The sequence below is a fragment of the Candidatus Methylomirabilota bacterium genome (assembly GCA_035764725.1).
Classification (GTDB): domain Bacteria; phylum Methylomirabilota; class Methylomirabilia; order Rokubacteriales; family CSP1-6; genus DASRWT01.
Genome location: DASTYT010000098.1, coordinates 75,562 through 92,364 on the forward strand (window position 1 = coordinate 75,562; position 16,803 = coordinate 92,364).

Below are 16,803 nucleotides of genomic sequence, written 5' to 3' on the forward strand. Positions count from 1 at the left end.
GGCGCCGCCGCGTCCCGTCGCGGTGAGACGGCCTGGCTCATCGGGATCTGCATCGCCCGCGGCGCCGGCTCGGTGATGTCGATGGCCTTTCCCACCGTGCTCGCCGCCGTCCAGTCGGAGTGGGGCCTGAGCAATCAGGCCGCCGGCTCCATCAGCTCCGCCTCGCAGGCGGGCACCGCGCTGTCCCTCGTCGTGCTCTCCGCCGTGGCCGACTACTGGGGAGCGCGCGCCGTCTTCCTCGCGTCCTCCGTCGTCGCGGCGGCGGTCGCCCTGCTCTTGCCCGTGCTCGCGCACGGGCACCTCTCGGCCTTCATCTTGTTCTTCGTCATGGCGGTGGCGGTGGCAGGGAGCTACACGCCGGGCGTGATGCTGATCGCCGCGCGGTTCGAGCCGGCGCGGCGCGGCGGCGCGGTGGGCTGGTTCCTCGCCTCCTCCTCGGTGGGGTACGTGTTCGCGCTCGCGATGGGCGGCTGGGTGGTCGCGCACGCGGGCTGGCGGGCGGCCCTCTGGACGCTCGCGCTGGGCCCCATCCTCTGCCTCGCGCTGTCGCTCGCGCTCTTCGCCCGGGGCCGCGCTGCCCCCGCCGTCGCGCCGCCGCGATTCAGCCTCGAGACCGGGCTCGGCAAGAACCGCCCGGCGCAATACATGGTGGCCGGCTACGTCTTCCACTCGTGGGAGCTGCTGGGGATGTGGGCGTGGACACCGGCCTTCATGGCGGCGGTGCTCGTCGCGCACGGTGCGCCCGCAGAGCGGTCGGCCGGCCTGGGCGCGGGGCTGTCCGCTCTGTTCCACGTCATGGGCATCGTCGCCGGCAGCACCGGCGGCTGGCTCTCCGACCGCTGGGGGCGCACCGCGGTGATCGCGCTGATGATGGCGGTGAGCACCGCCTGCTCCTTCAGCTTCGGTTGGATGCTGGATGCCCCTCTGCTGCTGATCGCGGCAGTGGGCTGCGTGTACGGCTTCTCCGCGCTGGGCGACTCGCCCGTCTACTCGACGGGGCTCACCGAGGCGGTGGCCCCGGCGCGGCTCGGCTCGGCGCTCGCCATCCGCTCGCTGCTGGGCTTCGGCGCGGGCGCGATCTCGCCCTGGGTGTTCGGCGCGCTGCTCGATCACTTCGGCGGCCACTCGGCGCCGCCCGCCTGGGGCTGGGCGTTCTCCATGCTCGGCCTCGGCGGCCTGGCCGGCCTCGTCACCGTGCTGTGGCTGCGGCGTCTCCCCGAAGCGCGTCAGCTCGCGGGCGGGCGGCGTTAGCCATGCGGGGGCGGCGCATGCGGATCCGCGGCACCGGCGCTGGGCGCAAGACGCGGCGGAGTCTCTCCCGGGGCGGCAGCGGCGCCGCCGGCGAGCTCAACACGCAGCTCGGCACCTGGCCGCGGGTGCGCATCACACCGATGTTCGGCCGCTGGGGCTACTTCGTGGGCGCGGAGCTGTTCGCCTGCTTTCCCCTCCGGGAGAAGGACACCGATCTCTGGATCCGTCTGAGCCCGGAAGATCAGCGGCGGGCGCTGCTCGTGCCCGGCATCACGCCGCATCGCCGCTTCGCTGGCCGCGGGTGGGTGGAGTGCGAGGTGGTGACCTCGCGCGACGTGGGGAAGGCGATCCGCTGGCTGCGGCGCAGCTACGACACCGTCAAGCAGCAGGTGGAGCGGGCGGAGCGGCGGACGCAGTAGCGCGCGCGTCAAGGTGCGCCTGCGCCTCGATCCGATCGACATCGAGCAGCGGGACGAGCAGCCACGCCGCCGCCGTCATGGCGGTGGAGATCAGCACGAGCGGGGTGAACCCGACCGTCTCGTAGAGCCGCGCCCCCACGTTCTGGGAGAGCTGCTGGCCCGCGTTGTACACCGACATCAGCAGCGCGAAGAACGTCGCTTCGACGCGGCGCGGGCATGCCTTGGCGGCAAGGTCGAGGAAGGCGAGCTGCATGATCATGCCCACGCCGCCGAAGAACGTGTCGATGAGGACCGCGGAGGTGCGGCCCTGATAGGCGAGGTAGGAGAGGGTGCCCGCCACGCCCACGCCGATGGACCAGTTGAGCAGGGAGCGGAGAGGTACGCGCCGGGCCAGGGGCGCGTAGGCGATCGCGCCCAGCACCGACGCCGCGGAGTTCAGCGCGCTGAGGTAGCCGATGAACTGCTGGTTGAACCCCAGCTCGTCCGTCTGGTAGTAGAGGAACGCTGGGCCGAACGATGGACTGAACATGAAGAAGAAGATGAACCCCGCCACCGTCCAGACGTCCCGGTGCGAGAGGGCGGCGCGGATGGCGGCGGCGGTCTCCGCGAACGCCGCGCGGTCGAAGGGGCGGCGCGGCTCGCGGATGAAGCCGAACACCATGATGAGGGAGACCACGGGGAAGCACGCGGCGATCGCGAAGGCGAGCCGCAGCTCGCGGCCTTCCGCGAGATAGCCGCCCAGCGCGCCCACCAGGATGGACGAGGCGGTGATGGAGGCCCACTGCACGGCCTGGAAGGCGCCGGTCAGCCCGTGCGGCCGCCCCTCCTCGACCATGAGGGCGTCGGTGAGCACGTCGGAGAAGGCGAGGCCCAAGCCCATTGCGGTGAAGAAGATCGCCAGTCCCCAGAACTTGTGCTCGGAGAAGATGGCCAGCCAGGCGCCGCCCGCGGCGGACACGACGGTGGTCAGCACGAAGTAGCTCTTCCGGCGCCGGCCGAAGATCGGCACCAAGTCCGAGACGAGGCCGTAGACCGGCTTGATCATCCAGGGAATCGTGGTGATGAGGAAGAAGTTCGCGACGGCGCTCGGGCTCAGGCCTCGGTCCTTGAACACGATGATGAGGGTCTGGTTGGGCAGGTACCACATGCCCTGCGCGAAGTAGACGATCGCGAAGAGCGCGGCGAGCCGCCGGGTGTCCGGCGAGTAGAAGGGGAACAGATGGCTGCGCCGCTCCTGCATTGGGGGCACTATACACAACGTGTGCTAAATTGAAACGCCGATGGCCTCCCCGGACACCGCCCCCGCCGCGCCCCCGTCGCTGCCGCCGGTCGCCCTCGAGATCGAGCGTGCGGTGCGCGCCCTCGACGAGGCGCGCCTGCAGCGCGAGTACTGGGAGCAGGACGAGTTTCTCTTCCTTCCCCAGTTCCTGCCCTCCGCGGTGGTGGAGCGGCTGCTGGAGGACGTGGAGCGGCTCGAGCCCGGTCTCAACCGGAACTACATCCCCCGTCACAAGAAGGGGGGCAGCGTCAGCCACTTCGCCATCGCGGAGGGTGGGCCGAATCTCCTCGCCTTCTACCAGTCTGAGGCCTTCCGCGCGTTCCTGAGCCGGCTCGTGCGGGCCGATCTCAAGGTCTGCCCGGACGAGGACCCGCACGCCTGCGCGCTGTACTTCTACACCGAAGCGGGCGATCACATGGGCCACCACTACGACACGTCCTACTACAAGGGCGCGCGCTACACCGTGCTCGTGGGGCTCGTCCAGAACTCCACGAGCCGCCTCCGGTGCCGGCTGCACACGCGGCAGCCCGGACGCACCCCGCGCGATCTCGAGGTGGCGACCACGCCGGGCGCCATGGTGATCTTCAACGGCGACAAGGTGTATCACGGCGTGAGCGCCGCCTCTGCGGGCGACCGCCGGGTCGTTTTGACCCTCGAGTACGTGACGAGCCAGGAGATGGGCCGCTTCAAGCGCGCCTTCTCGAACCTCAAGGACGCCTTCGCCTACTTCGGCATCAAGAGCCTCTTCCAGGGCGCGCGGCGCCGCCACCGAGCCTGACCCTCGCTCGCGAGAAAGGAACCACGATGAGCAGCGCCGCCGCCGCGCGTCCGGCCGCCGAGCGTGTCCGCTACACGCCGGTGGAGGGCGCCGCCCGCCTCTTCACGCCCGACTTCCTGGCCTATGTCGTCGCGCTCCACGACGAGTTCACCCCGCGGGTGCGGACGCTGATGGCCAAGCGGGCGGTGGTGCTGCGCCGCGCCCTCGAGGACGGCGTGGCGCCCGCCCATCCGCCGCGGAGCGAGGCGAACACTGGCGGCTGGAAGGTGCCGCCGGTGCCGGCGGAGCTGCGGCGCCCGGGCATCGAGATCTCGGGACCGTGCTCGATCACCAGCATGTTCATCAACGCCCTGAATCCGGGGCCGGAGGGCGAGCGCGCCGAGGGCGATCTGGACGACGACGAGGATTCCGGCGGTCATCGGCTCGTCGACACCGTACGCGCGGCGGAGAACCGGCTCGCCGCGGTCAACGGCGAGCTCGCGTACCGCGACGAGGAGCGCGGACGCGACTACCGGATCGCCCCCGGCGCGCTGCCGTTCTTCATGCACCGCGAGCGCGGGCTGCACCTCGACGAGCCGGAGTTCACGGTGGATGGCGCGCCCATCCCCGCCGCCATCCTCGGCACTGCGCTCACGCTCTTCTACGCGGGCCGGGCCCAGGCCGGCCGCGGGCAGGGCATCTTTTTCTACCTGCCCAAGCTCGAAGCGGCCGAGGAGTGCGTGTGGTATCGCGACCTCTTCGACCGGAGCCGCGAGCGGCTGCCCTTCCTCCGCAACGCGGTGATCAGCGCGATACCCCTCGTGGAGTCGCTGCCCGCCGTCTATCAGATGGAGGAGATGCTCTTCGCCCTCGGCCCGTACGCTGGCGGTCTCAACGCCGCACGGTGGGACCTCAAGGCGAGCATCTTCGAGTTCGTCATGGCGGATCCCACGCAGGTGTGGCCGGACCGCTTCGGCGTGGACATCAAGACCACGCCCTTCCTCGCCGACATCTTCCGGCGCCTCGTGGCCATCTGCCTCAAGCGCGGCGCCGTGCCCATTGGCGGCATGGCCACCGCGCTGCCGAGCCAGGACCCCGAGGTGAACGCGGCCGCCGCCGCCGCCATCCGCGGCGACAAGGAGTGGGAGGCCAAGCAGGGTTTCATCCGCGCGTGGGTCGCCCACATCTTCCACATGAAGACGGCGGGTGATCCCTTCAAGCAGCTCCTCGCCTCGGGCTGGAAGCCGACCCCCGAGATGGCGGACCCCGAGCGCTATCCCGTGCGCATCGAGGTGCCGGCGGGACCGATCACCGTCGAGGGCACCCGGAGGAATGCCCGAATGGTGGTGGAGTACGTCGAGGGCTGGCTGAATGGACGCGGGGCCAAGGGCATCGACAGCCTCGCGGGGAAGCCCGGCATCCACCCCGCGCTCATGGAAGACCTCGCGACCGGGCGCATGTCGGTGGCGCAGATCGCCCAGCGCATCCGGCACAAGGCGCGCGCCAGCGACGACCCGTCGATCTCGCACGACTTCGCCCTCGTGAAGCGGCTGCTTCGCGAGGAGACCGAGGACGTCCTCGCGCGGCTGCGCGCCACCGTGAACGACGAGCGGGGCCGCGCCGCCTTCGCGGAGGCGGAGGCGCGCTACCGGAAGGCGGAGAAAATCGCGATGCGGTGGATCAAGAACTACACCGAGCTGGACTTCCGAAGCCTCGCCGCCTACACCCGCGCGGACCTGGAGGCGATCGCCGCCGCGCCCGCGGCGTTCTAGCCGCCCTAGGCGGCAGTCGAGCGGGAGACCATCTCGGCGGGCTCGGCGACCGGGCGCGGCAGCAGCCGCAGCACCACCGGGAGCACCACCAGCGACGCGATGAGGGCGCAGGTCGCGCCCACGGTGAGGAGTAGCCCCAGCCCGTAGATGCCCTGGTGGCGCGAGACCATCAGGCTGCCGAAGCCGACGATGGTGGTGAGGCCGTTCAGGATCACCGCCATCACCGTGCTGCGCGCGACGAGCGGGCCGCCGTGCTCGCGGCCCTCCATGTAGTTCATCACCACGTTGAGGCCGAACTCCGCCGAGGTGCCGATGATGAGGGGCAAGCCCCACACGTTGGCGAGATTGAACTTGAGGTCGAAGAGCCACATGAGGCCGACCGTCCACAGGAGCCCCAGCGCCAGGGGCAGGAGCGAGATCAGGCTTTCGCGCACGCGGCGCAGCATCGCGTAGGTGAGAGCTCCCACCAGCACGAACGCGTAGAGCGTGCCCTGCAGGTACGCGCGCTCCATGAGCCGGATCGCCTCGTAGGTGATGATGGGCGACCCCGTCACGTCGCGGTCCACCGTGCGGAGCTCGCGCACGAACTGATCGGCGCCCTCGCGCTCCCAGATGTCCACCTTCGGGTGGATCTGGATGAGGAACTTGCCGCTCGCCCCGATGAACTTCCGCCGCATCTCGTCGGGCACGTCGGCGAGGGTAATGGGCTGCGGGCGCAGGTTGCGCTGGAGGCTGTAGAACTTGTCCACGAAGTCCCGGTAGAGCTGGGCCTGGAGGTGCGTCAGCGCCGGCTCGATCATGTCGCGATCGGCGACGGCGAGGCGGGCGAGGAGCCGGCCGCTCAGCTCGCGGAGGTGACGGATGTCCTCGGGCAGCTTGTCCCCGGTCTCGACGGCGGCGAAGTCGAAGCGGCGCTTGAGGTCGCGCACGGTCTGGGTGAGGCGGTCGAGATCCACCGGGCTCGAGCGGTTGATCCGCACCGGCGAGACGAGGGGCGCGAAGCTCCGGATGATCTTGACCTTCTCGTCCTGGTTGTCGGGAATGAGACGGAGCACCGAATCCACCTCGGACACCGACGGCAGCCGCTCGAAGGCCTGCTGCTTGGTGCGCAGCTCCTCCAGCGAGGCGGCGGAGGCGAGCCCGTTGAAGCCCGAGCGCCCGGTGGTGGCGAGGATGCGCTTCTCCCACGCCACCGACTCCGTGCCCTTGGCCTGGAGGTTCAGAAGGTTGTAGTCGAAGCCGACCCACGGCAGCGTGAGCGCGCTCGCCACCGTGACCACGGCGCCGGCGGCGAGCACGGTGCCGGGGTACTGCGCCATGCGGTCGAGGAGCGGCACCCGCAGGCGCTCGAGCTGATGCGCGCGCGGCTTCTGGTTCCGTGGGCGCTCGGCGTGGTGGCGGTCCATGATCACCAGCACCGCGGGGAAGAACGTCATCATGCTGAGCCAGGACAGCATGATCGCGGAGCCCGCGATGAAGCCCAGCTCCTGGATGCCCCGGAAGTCGGTGAGCATCAGGACGTAGAACGTGGCCGCCGCGGTGAGGGCGCCGAGCAGGATGGCCGGGCCTGCCCGTCCCGCGGTGTGCTCGAGGGCCTCGCGCAGGTTGCGGCCCAGGAAGATCTCCTCCTCGTAACGGAAGAGGAAATAGATCCCGTAGTCGATGCCCACGCCCACCACGATCGAAATGAACATCACCGAGAAGATCGTGAGGTGGCCCACGAAGAGCGTCACCACCCCCATCGACCACGCGATGCTGACCGCGAGGACCACCAACATGAGGGTGGGCTTCGTGACCCGGAGGAAGCAGAGCCAGATGAGTCCGAGGGTCAGGACGAACGAGAGCACGGTGGCGACCTGGCTGTCCTCGAACGCCGCCGTCATCTCGTCGTTGGAGAGCACGGGGGCACCGGTCACGCCGGCCTGCACGTTGGGGAAGTCCTCCCGGAGCCGCTCCACCGCGTCCCGCACCGCCTGGATGGCCGCCCGGTCGCCCATGAAGCTGCCCTTGTCGCCCTTGGGCGTCTCCACCAGCACGAAGAGAAGGCTCTTGTCGTCGGAGAGGAAGTAGCCGGCGTCGGCCTCGGCGTCCTTGCCGAAGGTGAAGAGGGTGCCCCACGGCGAGCGATAGGCCGTCGGCCGGTCGAGGCGCTGGTCGATCTGCTCCAGGAGCATCTGGAGGAAGCGGGTGTCCGCCGGGTTCTTGTCCTCGAGGCCCAGGTCGAAGACGTTGTTCACGAACGCCTGGGCGAACTGGGTATTCACGCCCTCGAGCAGCTGAGCGAGGCTCGGCTCCGCCGCGAAGTGCTCCATAAACTCCTGGTGGTCGAAGATCTTGTCCTGGATCTCGCGGAGCGTGTCCGTGGAGAGATACAGGAGCTGGCGGCCCTCGAAGCGCTTGGGATCGATGCGGTAGGAGGCGCGCGGGAACTTCACCGGTGACGCGCGGAGCTCGCCGACGAGGCGGCTCGCGTACGCCTTGGCCGCCTCGAAGCTGCGGGCTTCGACCACCACCACGATGTCCTCGAGCTCGCCGAAGTCCTTGGCGTACTCGACGTAGCGCTGCACGTAGCCCGCGTTCTGCGGGAGCACGTCGCGGCCGGACGTCTTGAAGGTGAGTCCATGCACGGTGAGGGCGACGCTCACCGCCGCGAGGATCAGGGAGAGCCCGACCGTCACCCACGGGCGTCGGCAGGACACCCGCACGAGGCGGCGAAGCAAGCGGCCGGTCCGGGAAATCGCGATCATGGGACACGAGGCAGACCCACGCAGTGTAGCACCGCGGTCCCGGGGGGACCTACGTCTGCCGACGCGGAGGCGGGGGCTATTCGGCGGCGGCGATGAAGCGCTCGAGGCGCGTGCGCGCCTCGTCGTCCGACCACTGCTCGGGGGGCGACTTCATCAGGTAGGCGGAGGGGGCGAGGAGGGCGCCCTTGAGCCCCCGGTCCATCGCGATCTTGCAGCAGCGGATGGCGTCGATGACCACACCGGCGGAGTTGGGCGAGTCCCACACTTCGAGCTTGAGCTCGAGGTTGATGGGTTGTTCGCCGAACCCGCGGCCCTCCAGGCGGATGTGGGCCCACTTCCGGTCGGCGAGCCACGGCACGTAGTCACTGGGGCCGATGTGGATCGAGTCGTCGGGCATCTCGTGGGCGAGCTGCGACCGCACCGCGTCCGTCTTGGAGATCTTCTTGGATTCGAGCCGGGAGCGCTCGAGCATGTTGTAGAAGTCGGTGTTCCCGCCCACGTTGAGCTGGCTGGTCCGGTCGAGCCGGACTCCCCGGTCCATGAAGAGGCGCGTGAGCATGCGGTGCACGATGGTCGCGCCCACCTGCGACTTCACGTCGTCGCCCACGATGGGCAGTCCGCGCTCCTCGAAGCGCCGGCGCCAGTATTCCTCGCGCGCGATGAAGACGGGGATGCAGTTGACGAAGCCACACCCGGCGTCCAGCACCTGCTCCACGTACCACTTCGTCGCCATCTCGCTGCCGACGGGCAGGAAGTTGACCACCACGTCGGTGCGCGTCTCCCGCAGGATGCCGGCGATGTCGGCGGTGGAGCCGGGGGCCTTCGTGATGACCTGGGAAAGATAGTGCCCGAGACCGTCGTGCGTCATCCCCCGGTGCACCGGCACGTCGAGGCGGGGTACCTCGGCGAAGCGAACGGTGTTATTGGGCTCCCGGGCGATGGCCTCCGACAGATCGACGCCCACCTTGCGGGCGTCGATGTCGAAGGCGGCCGAGAACTCGATGTCCCCGACGTGGTAGGGGCCTACCCGGGGCCGCATCAAGCCCGGGATGAAGCCGTCGTCCGAAGCGGAGCGGTAGAAGTGGACGCCCTGCACGAGGGCGGACGCGCAGTTGCCGACACCGACAATCGCGACGCGAACCGGGGCCAAGGGTCCCTCCGTGGAATCGCTGGGGTGGCGACGCGCCGTCGAGTCTAGCACATCGCCGCGGGCCGGGGGGGCGGGCCGTCCGCCTCGTCGAGCTCGACGGGAGCGGGCCGCCCGCTGAGGGCGGCGAGCGCGATCATGCCCGCGGAGGCCCACGTGAGCTCGCGCAGCCGGCGCACCAGCGTGTAGGTGAGGCCGATCGCCCCACCGTAGCCGAAGGCGGCGAAGATGGCCACGTTGCTGCCCTCGAGGGCGCCGATTGAGCCCGGGATCATGAAGCTCGCGAACTTCACCGCGGCGGCGCACGCCTCCAGCACCATCGCGGTGAGGAGCGGCACAGGCAGCCCCAGGAAGTTGAGGACGAGGAAGATCTCGAGGCTGCCGAGCGTCCACGCCAGGAAGTGCACGAACACGCCGGCCGCCAGCCGGCGCCGCTGCTCCCGGTAGTACATCGCGAGGGTCCGGTCGAGCCCCTCGAGGCGCTCCTGCCGGCTCCGACTCGGCCCCATGCCGAAGCGGGCGAGGAGCCGTCCGCCGCGCCCCGCCGCGCCCATGAGCTGCACCGCGACGAAGCCCGTCATCGCCAGGGCCTGGACGATCAGCAGCACGGTCATCGCGGTGATGATCGGTCCGTAGACGGGGACGACCGTGCACGCGAGCGCGAGCCCGAGCAGGCCGAACAGCCCCTGGCCCAGCACGATCGCCGTCTTGTCCACGATCACCGAGGTGAGCCCCTCGACCGGGGACACCCAGTAGCGCAGGAGGTACGCTTTCACGGGCTCGCCGCCCACCGAGGCGGTTGGCGTGGTGTAGTTGACCGCCTCGCCGGCGAGGCGCGCCGTCCACAGCTTCGGAAACGGGGGCACGCGATCGGGAAAGGCGAAGCGCCACGCCGCGGTGTCGAGCGTGCTCGTCAGCGCGTAGGGGAAGCACAGCACGATGAGAATCCGCCACGACAGCGTGGTGATCGCGTCGAGGATGGTGGATGGCCCCACCCGGTAGACGAGGTACGCGACCACGCCCAAGCCCACCACCATCACGAGCGGGCGGACGGCGCGCCGGAGGGAAATCGGGCGACTCCGTCCCGCTAGCGCGCGGAGGGGCGGCCGCGGCGAATGCGGCCCACGCACGCCAGCCAGTACGACTGCGAACCCATCGCGACCACGAGGGCGAGGATCGGCAGAGCGGCCGGCAGCGCCGCGCGCAGGAGCACGAACACGATCAGCAGCGCGTAGAAGAGGTCACGGTTGCCCATGTTCTTGAGGGCGCCGCCGACCGTCTCGCCCACCGCGATCTCGCGGGGGAGGTAGCGGGCGAAGAGCGCGCTGAGCGCCACCCCCGAGGCCCCCACCGCGCCGATCGCCGCGTCCACCCATCCGGGGCCGGCCGCGACGGCCATCGCGAGCACGAGGCCGGAGTGGATCACGGTGTCGATGGCCCAGTCCAGATGCGCGCCGAAGCGCGACTCCTGGAAGGTGAGCCGGGCCAGCTCGCCGTCGGAGTGATCCACGATGCATGCCACGGCGTAGGCGAGCACACCCACCGCGGCGGAAGCCGCGGTGCCGTGCCAGAAGCACCACACCGCGCCCAGCCCGATGACGAGGCTCAGGCCGCTGACCTGATTCGGCGTGGCGGGCGTGCGCACGAGCATGCGCGTGATCCGGCGCGAGCTGCGGCGATGGAGGTACTGGTCCACCCCGGTGTCGTTGTCCGTGCCCAGCCCCGCGTAGAGGCGTTGCTCGGCCTCCGCGAGGTCGCCCGTGTCGCCGACGGCGAAGCAGAGGCCGGCCGCCGACAGGGGTTTCGGACGCGTGGCCGCGACGTGGCGCCCGAGCTCGGCGCCGAGGGGGGCGCCCGCGGCCACTGCGCCGGCAAAGCGACGGGCGGCCTCCGCGGTCAGGAGAAGGACGGGCGCGCCTGCCTCGGTGAGCACCGCGCCCGCTGCCTCCGGAGGGTCGGCGAGGAGCGGGCCCAGGGTGCGCGCGTCGAGCAGGGTGGAGGCGGGTAGGAAGAGGGCGCCGCGCTCCGCGATCTCCAGCGCGGCGCCCGCGCCCTCGAGCCAGCGCACGCGGCCGCGCAGGTCGCGGGTGCGCCCGATCAGGCGCTCGAGATTCTCGGTGCGGAGGCCGGCGGGAATTCCCACGACGGTGGCGCCGGCGCGGACCGCGGCGACGGCGGCGCGGAGGGCGAGCGGACGGCCCGCCACCACCGTGCCCGCCAGCGCGGCGCTCTCCGCATCGGGGACGTACAGGAGGGCGCCCGCCACCTCAGGATCCGAACCGCGCGATGCGGGGCAGGACATCGACCTCGGCCCGCCGCAGATCCTCGGCGAAGTCCACCTCGGTCCAGGGCATACCGGTCACGTCGACCCAGCCGACGGGCACGCGGGCGAGCAGCCGGTGGAGCGCGTCCTCGTACTCGTTGGTGCCGCCCGTCTCCTCGATCGACTCGCCGAGGAGCCGGATGTACTCGGGGGCGTGCGCGACGCCGCACTTGAAGAAGCCGATGCCTTCGCCGACCACTTCCCAGCGCTCGGGCACGAACTTCTTGCCGAGCGCGATCACGCGATCGCCGATCCCGTAGAGCTTCACCTCCTCGCCGGTGTCCGTGAAGCCGCGGTCCAGGAGCAGCGCGCTCGCGCTGGGCGAGGCGATGAGCCGGCCGAGGAACTCGGGCGGGAAGAGCACGTCGGCGTCCATGACCAGCGTGGTGTCCTGGAGCAGGGTCTCGCGGGCGCGCCAGAGCGAGAGGATCGAGCCCTTCTGGTAGTCGGGGTTCTCGACATAGCGGATGCGCATGCCGCCGCGCCGGCCGCCCGCCGCCGCGCGCACCTGGTCCTGGCAGTGGCCCACCACGAGCACGGTCTCCTCCACGCCGTGCGCGGCAAGCGCGTCCAGCATGCGATCGAGGAGATGGCGCCCGCCGATGGGGAGCAGGCACTTGTGCGTGTGGTCGGTGATGGGCGCCAAGCGCCGGGCGACCCCCGCCGCGAGCACGATCGCCTTCATCGGTGCCCCGCTGTCGCGCCCGCGAGCGCGCCGCGGAACCGATCGCGGATCTCCTCGGGCGGATAGGGGATGCGCGGCGCCGGCTGCTCCTCCGCGGTGACCTTGACGAGGACGAAGGCGGGCCCGCCCTCGCGCAGCGCCGCCGCCACCGCCTCGCGCACCTCGGGGCCCCCGGCGACCGCGACGGCGCTCCGGTACCCCGACGCCGCCGCGATGGCGTCGAGCCGCGCGTGGCGCGACGGCGAAGCCTGATTGCCCGTGGAGCCGTAGACGGCGTTGTCGAAGACCACGTGCACGAAGTTCGCGGGCCGGCCAGCGCCCATCAGGGGACCGCCGCCGATCATCGGGAGGATGCCAAGGTTCATCAGCAGGTTGCCGTCCCCGTCGAACACCACCGCCGGCCGCTCCGGCCGGGCCAGCGCCACCCCGAGGCCGATGGCCGAGGCCAGGCCCATCGAGCCGATCATGTAGAAGTTCTGCGGCCGGTCACCCAGCGAGAACGACTCGCGGCAGATGAAGCCGTTGGCGTGCACCACCGGCGCATCGCCCACCGCCCCCATCGCCGCCCGCAGCGCCTCCAGCCGCGAGATCTTCGGCGTCAGGTCTCCCGTTGGAACCACGCTCTGCGCTGGATTTCTGTCTACCATCAGCGGGGGCCCAGAAATGGCCCCCGCTCTCCCCCCGCCGGCATTCGACCCGCCGGTGCGCGAGGTGTTCTGCGGACCACCGTGGCCCGTCTCCGCGTGCGAACGCGTGGCCATGACGCCCGGCGGGAGCAGGAGCGCGACCGGCTGCGAGAGGCGCGTGGACTCGGCGCGGGCCCAGGCGATGTCGGTGGGCGCGGTGTCGGCGGACAGCACCCGATGCGGCACGCCCATGAGGTCGAGGAGGCGCGGGGAGATGTCGCCCATCACGAGATGCTCGGGCGCGTCCTTGCCGCCGTGGCCCCGCCAGGTCACGAGGAGCACGGCGGGAAGCCGGTACATCAGGGAGAGGGAGACCACCGCGTTGAGGCTGGTGCCGAGGCCGGAGTTCTGCATGATCACGAAGGGCGCGCGGCCGGCCAGCCAGGCGCCCGCCGCCATCCCCACCGCCACGTCCTCGCGCACGGCGGGGACATAGGGCAGGCGCGGGTGCGTTTCGAGCGCGGCGATGGCGTCGCCCACCAGCGAGCAGGGCACGCCCGTGAAGAAATCGTGCCCCTCGCTCTCCGCCGCCTCGATGAACTCCTTGCCGGAGATTGGCATCACGACTAGGATTTGATCTCCGCCCACGCGCGCTGGTAGTCCTCGAAGGTATCCACCTCGAGCCAGCCCTTGTAGACGTCCACGCAGTGGACGCGCTCGCCGCGCGCCACCAGCTCCTGCAGGAGATCGGTGAAGGCGGCGTGCTCCACGCCGTCCGCCTCGTGGAAGCGGCCCCGGCCCGCCGCGCGGGCGGCCTCCCACGCGCCGCGCATCGCCTGCGTCCCGCGCTCGGAGAAGAGCGCCATCCCGATGAACTCGCCGTTGGCGCGCTCGGGCGACACCCGGGCCCCCACCGTCACGAGCGTGTCGTCGCCGCCATCGCCCAGCGCGCGGAGCCCGGCGGCGGGGGCATGCTCGGTGACCACGAGGTCGAGCGGCTTGGCGAGCGGGAGCAGACGGTCGCGCTGATCCACCCAGGCGCGGTCCACCACCACCGCGCAGTCGGACTCGGCGCGGAGCAGGCGCTCCAGCACCGAGCGCTCGAAGAGGATGTCGGAGTAGAGGAAGAGGACGCGGCCACTCAGCGCCGGCGCGGCGGCGAAGAGGGAGGCGAGCTCGCCCGTCTCCTCGTACCGGTCGTTGTCGAAGTAGCGCACGCCCGGCACCGTCACCTGATCCTTGCGGTAGCCGCGCACCACCACGATGTCATGCACGCCGCACGCGCGCAGAGTATCGATCTGCCGCTCGAGGATGGTCCGGCCCTTGATGTCGAGCATGCACTTGGGACGGTCCTCGGTGAGCGGGAGGAGCGACTTGCCGGAGCCGGCCGCGATGATGACGGCGCGGACCTGGCTCTCGCGAGGCAGGTACTCGGCCTCGATGGCCTCGAACTCCGCCACGCCCACGTGCCGGTAGATCTCCTCGAGCGGCACGATGTGCGGGTCGAGGGCGTCCAGCCGGCGCTCGCGCGCGAGGGTGGCCAGGGCGGTCTGCATTCCCCGGACGGCGCCGCGCAGCGCCTGATTGGCCCAGATCACCATCTTGACGCCCGCCCCCTCCAGCTCCTCGAAGGTCACCGAGGGATACAGGGTGGGCACCACCACCACCGGGGTGGGGCGCTCCCACTGCCGCATGAACTCCAGGATCTCGGCGGCGGTCTTCGACTTCGAGTGCATGAGGATCATGTCCGCGCCCGCCTCCGCATAGGCGTGGGCCCGGCGCAGCGCCTCCTTCATGCCCCAGCCCGCGATGAGGGCCTCGACGCGCGCGATGATCACGAAGTCGGGATCGCGCCGCGACTTCACCGCGGCACGGATCTTGCCCGCGAACTCCTCGATGGAGAGGAGCTCGCGACGCATGCCGGGGTAGAGGCTGCACTTCTTGGGGAAGATGTTGTCCTCCATGCAGATCCCGGCGACGCCCGCCCGCTCGTACTCCTCCACCGTCCGGACCACGTTGACGGCGTTGCCGTAGCCGTTGTCGGCGTCGGCGATGACGGGGACCGAGACGGCGTCGTTGATGTAGCGGGCGGTCTCGAGATTCTCCGTCATCGTGAGGAGGTTCACGTCGGGCATCGCGCGCTGGGCGGCGGACACCGCGAAGGACGACGACCACACCAGCGGGAAGCCCGCCGCCTCGATGAGGCGGGCGGACAGGGCGTCGTGAGCGCCGACCATCGGGACGAGCCCGGGTCGACGGAGAAGCGAGCGCAGCATCGCAGCTTTGGTCATGGCGAGGGCTCCCTGGCCGGTTGCGCCCCTACTGGGTCTTGGGCTTGGCCGCCGGCTTCTCGGTTTCTGAGATGAGCTCCCCCTGCTTGGTCTTCATCTTCTTGATCAGCTCGGGATAGGAGGAGGTCTGGATGATCTTGTTGAACTGGGTCCGGTAGTTCGAGACGAGGCTCACGCCCTCGATGCTCACGTCGTAGACGAGCCACCGGTCGCCTTTCTTCAGCATCCGGTAGTCGATGGGCACCTCGGTGCCGCTCTTGCTGATGATCTTGGTGCCCACCACCGCGATGTCGCCCTCGCTCCGCTCGCTGGTGTAGGTGATCTTCTCGCCCCCGTACGTGTCGATCTTGGAGATGTAGGAGCGCTCCAGGAGGTCGGCGAAGAGGCCCACGAATTCCTCGTGCTCGGCATCGGTCTTGCCGGCCCAGTGGCGGCCCAGCGACCGCCGGGCGATCTCGTTGAAGTCGAAGATGTCGTTGGCGATCTTGCGGACGGCAGCGCGGCGCTCCGTCACCTTGTTGTCGCCCTTCAGGGCGGGGTTGTCGAGCGTCTTGACCACGCGGTCGATTGCCCCCTTGAGCTGCTCGGTGGGCTGACCTGCCCACGCGGCAAGGGGGAGAGCGAGCAGGGACGCGGCGAGCGCGCCCAGGAAGAGACGACGAAGCATCGAATAACCTCCACGCATTAGACTTTCCCGAACACGTACTTCGAGATGAGCTCCTCGATGTCGACCGGCGGCTCCACCTCGGTGATCTTGCCGTTCGGCTTGATTAGCTTCTCGGATCCGCCGGGATTGATCTTGATGAACTTCTCGCCGATGAGGCCCCGCGTCTTGATGGACGCGATGGTGTCCTCTTGAAGCTTCACGTCGCCCCTGATGACCATCTCGACGCGCGCCTGGTAGTCGGACAGCGTGATCCGGTCCACGCGGCCGATCTCGACCCCCGCGATCTCCACCGAGGAGCCGGCCTTGAGCCCGCCCACCGAGGGGAAGTCGGCGAAGACGACATAGCCCGGGCTGCTGAAGAGGTCGACGCGGCCCAGCCGGACGGACAGCCAGCCGAGCGCGAGAATGCCGATCAGCAGGAACACTCCGACCGCCACGTCGAGCGCCGAACGCCTCATGTGTCGTCGTCTCCCCTCAGAATCTTGCCTGACCTCGCGGCCCGCGTCCACCACGCATCAGCGATCCGCCAGGCTCTCGACCTCGCCACGGATGAACTGCTGGACAATGGGGTTCGGCGAGGCCTGAATCGCCTCCGGGGTCCCGCTGTCGACGATCACCCCGTCGTGCAGCATGGCCACGCGATCGGCGATCTGGAAGATTTCCGGGATCTCGTGGCTCACCACGATCGCGGTGAACCGAAACTTCCGATGCAGCTCGACGATGAGATGGTGGATGGTGTTCACGAGGATCGGGTCCAGGCCGGTGGTGGGCTCGTCGAAGAACACCACCTCCGGCTCGGTGACGAGGGCGCGGGCGATGGCCACTCGCTTCCGCATGCC

General features: G+C 70.2%; 15 protein-coding genes. 4 read left to right on the plus strand and 11 right to left on the minus strand.

The features are described from left to right. The first annotated feature begins 81 nt into the window (after nucleotides 1-81). Nucleotides 82-1,251 carry an MFS transporter gene (locus VFX14_15780; protein HEU5191145.1) on the plus strand — a complete coding sequence of 390 codons (1,170 nt, stop codon included), beginning with the start codon at nucleotides 82-84 and terminating at the stop codon, nucleotides 1,249-1,251. A gap of 17 nt (nucleotides 1,252-1,268) precedes the next feature. After that, the gene (locus tag VFX14_15785; protein HEU5191146.1) at nucleotides 1,269-1,670 is read left to right on the plus strand and encodes a luciferase family protein; all 402 of its coding nucleotides are present in this window, start codon (nucleotides 1,269-1,271) and stop codon (nucleotides 1,668-1,670) included. Here VFX14_15785 and VFX14_15790 read toward each other — a convergent pair. Then, nucleotides 1,630-2,910, minus strand: coding sequence for an MFS transporter (locus tag VFX14_15790; GenBank protein HEU5191147.1), 1,281 nt, complete (start codon nucleotides 2,908-2,910; stop codon nucleotides 1,630-1,632). The genes VFX14_15785 and VFX14_15790 overlap by 41 nt on opposite strands. A gap of 40 nt (nucleotides 2,911-2,950) precedes the next feature. On the opposite strand from VFX14_15790, the gene VFX14_15795 reads away from it, so the two are divergent. After that, the gene (locus VFX14_15795; GenBank protein ID HEU5191148.1) at nucleotides 2,951-3,727 is read left to right on the plus strand and encodes a 2OG-Fe(II) oxygenase; all 777 of its coding nucleotides are present in this window, start codon (nucleotides 2,951-2,953) and stop codon (nucleotides 3,725-3,727) included. 26 nt (nucleotides 3,728-3,753) lie between these two features. After that, on the plus strand, nucleotides 3,754-5,478 hold the full coding sequence (locus VFX14_15800) for a hypothetical protein (GenBank protein ID HEU5191149.1): 1,725 nt from the start codon (nucleotides 3,754-3,756) through the stop codon (nucleotides 5,476-5,478). 5 nt (nucleotides 5,479-5,483) lie between these two features. Here VFX14_15800 and VFX14_15805 read toward each other — a convergent pair whose 3' ends face one another. The 10 genes from VFX14_15805 to VFX14_15850 all read right to left on the minus strand — a co-directional run. Beyond that, on the minus strand, nucleotides 5,484-8,225 hold the full coding sequence (locus VFX14_15805; protein HEU5191150.1) for an MMPL family transporter: 2,742 nt from the start codon (nucleotides 8,223-8,225) through the stop codon (nucleotides 5,484-5,486). A gap of 76 nt (nucleotides 8,226-8,301) precedes the next feature. Beyond that, nucleotides 8,302-9,375, minus strand: coding sequence for an inositol-3-phosphate synthase (locus VFX14_15810; protein ID HEU5191151.1), 1,074 nt, complete (start codon nucleotides 9,373-9,375; stop codon nucleotides 8,302-8,304). Between the two features lie 44 nt (nucleotides 9,376-9,419). Continuing rightward, nucleotides 9,420-10,397: a lysylphosphatidylglycerol synthase transmembrane domain-containing protein gene (locus VFX14_15815; protein HEU5191152.1), complete on the minus strand. Its 978-nt coding sequence runs from the start codon at nucleotides 10,395-10,397 to the stop codon at nucleotides 9,420-9,422. 62 nt (nucleotides 10,398-10,459) lie between these two features. Continuing rightward, nucleotides 10,460-11,638, minus strand: a complete 1,179-nt coding sequence (locus VFX14_15820; GenBank protein HEU5191153.1) for a CDP-alcohol phosphatidyltransferase family protein — start codon at nucleotides 11,636-11,638, stop codon at nucleotides 10,460-10,462. 1 nt (nucleotide 11,639) lies between these two features. Next, nucleotides 11,640-12,380: a phosphocholine cytidylyltransferase family protein gene (locus VFX14_15825; GenBank protein HEU5191154.1), complete on the minus strand. Its 741-nt coding sequence runs from the start codon at nucleotides 12,378-12,380 to the stop codon at nucleotides 11,640-11,642. Next, on the minus strand, nucleotides 12,377-13,627 hold the full coding sequence (locus VFX14_15830; GenBank protein ID HEU5191155.1) for a thiamine pyrophosphate-dependent enzyme: 1,251 nt from the start codon (nucleotides 13,625-13,627) through the stop codon (nucleotides 12,377-12,379). Before VFX14_15830 ends, VFX14_15825 begins: the two co-directional genes overlap by 4 nt. A 5-nt stretch (nucleotides 13,628-13,632) precedes the next feature. Beyond that, nucleotides 13,633-15,297 carry an isocitrate lyase/phosphoenolpyruvate mutase family protein gene (locus VFX14_15835; GenBank protein HEU5191156.1) on the minus strand — a complete coding sequence of 555 codons (1,665 nt, stop codon included), beginning with the start codon at nucleotides 15,295-15,297 and terminating at the stop codon, nucleotides 13,633-13,635. A 28-nt stretch (nucleotides 15,298-15,325) separates the two neighbouring features. Then, nucleotides 15,326-15,964 carry an ABC transporter substrate-binding protein gene (locus tag VFX14_15840; protein HEU5191157.1) on the minus strand — a complete coding sequence of 213 codons (639 nt, stop codon included), beginning with the start codon at nucleotides 15,962-15,964 and terminating at the stop codon, nucleotides 15,326-15,328. Nucleotides 15,965-15,981: 17 nt separating this feature from the next. Continuing rightward, nucleotides 15,982-16,422 (minus strand): outer membrane lipid asymmetry maintenance protein MlaD, encoded by a 441-nt coding sequence (gene mlaD / locus VFX14_15845; GenBank protein ID HEU5191158.1) that lies wholly within the window; start codon nucleotides 16,420-16,422, stop codon nucleotides 15,982-15,984. 57 nt (nucleotides 16,423-16,479) lie between these two features. Beyond that, the coding region (locus VFX14_15850; GenBank protein ID HEU5191159.1) for an ATP-binding cassette domain-containing protein at nucleotides 16,480-16,803 on the minus strand (324 nt) is incomplete at its 5' end.

Bases quoted from the DNA above. Each gene is read 5' to 3' on its own strand.
- VFX14_15805 (HEU5191150.1), bottom strand. From the start codon at position 8,225: ATGATCGCGATTTCCCGGACCGGCCGCTTGCTTCGCCGCCTCGTGCGG.
- VFX14_15790 (HEU5191147.1), bottom strand. From the start codon at position 2,910: ATGCAGGAGCGGCGCAGCCATCTGTTCCCCTTCTACTCGCCGGACACC.
- VFX14_15830 (HEU5191155.1), bottom strand. From the start codon at position 13,627: ATGCCAATCTCCGGCAAGGAGTTCATCGAGGCGGCGGAGAGCGAGGGG.
- VFX14_15825 (HEU5191154.1), bottom strand. From the start codon at position 12,380: ATGAAGGCGATCGTGCTCGCGGCGGGGGTCGCCCGGCGCTTGGCGCCC.
- VFX14_15785 (HEU5191146.1), top strand. From the start codon at position 1,269: ATGCGGATCCGCGGCACCGGCGCTGGGCGCAAGACGCGGCGGAGTCTC.
- VFX14_15795 (HEU5191148.1), top strand. From the start codon at position 2,951: ATGGCCTCCCCGGACACCGCCCCCGCCGCGCCCCCGTCGCTGCCGCCG.
- mlaD (HEU5191158.1), bottom strand. From the start codon at position 16,422: ATGAGGCGTTCGGCGCTCGACGTGGCGGTCGGAGTGTTCCTGCTGATC.
- VFX14_15835 (HEU5191156.1), bottom strand. From the start codon at position 15,297: ATGACCAAAGCTGCGATGCTGCGCTCGCTTCTCCGTCGACCCGGGCTC.
- VFX14_15840 (HEU5191157.1), bottom strand. From the start codon at position 15,964: ATGCTTCGTCGTCTCTTCCTGGGCGCGCTCGCCGCGTCCCTGCTCGCT.
- VFX14_15800 (HEU5191149.1), top strand. From the start codon at position 3,754: ATGAGCAGCGCCGCCGCCGCGCGTCCGGCCGCCGAGCGTGTCCGCTAC.
- VFX14_15780 (HEU5191145.1), top strand. From the start codon at position 82: ATGGCCTTTCCCACCGTGCTCGCCGCCGTCCAGTCGGAGTGGGGCCTG.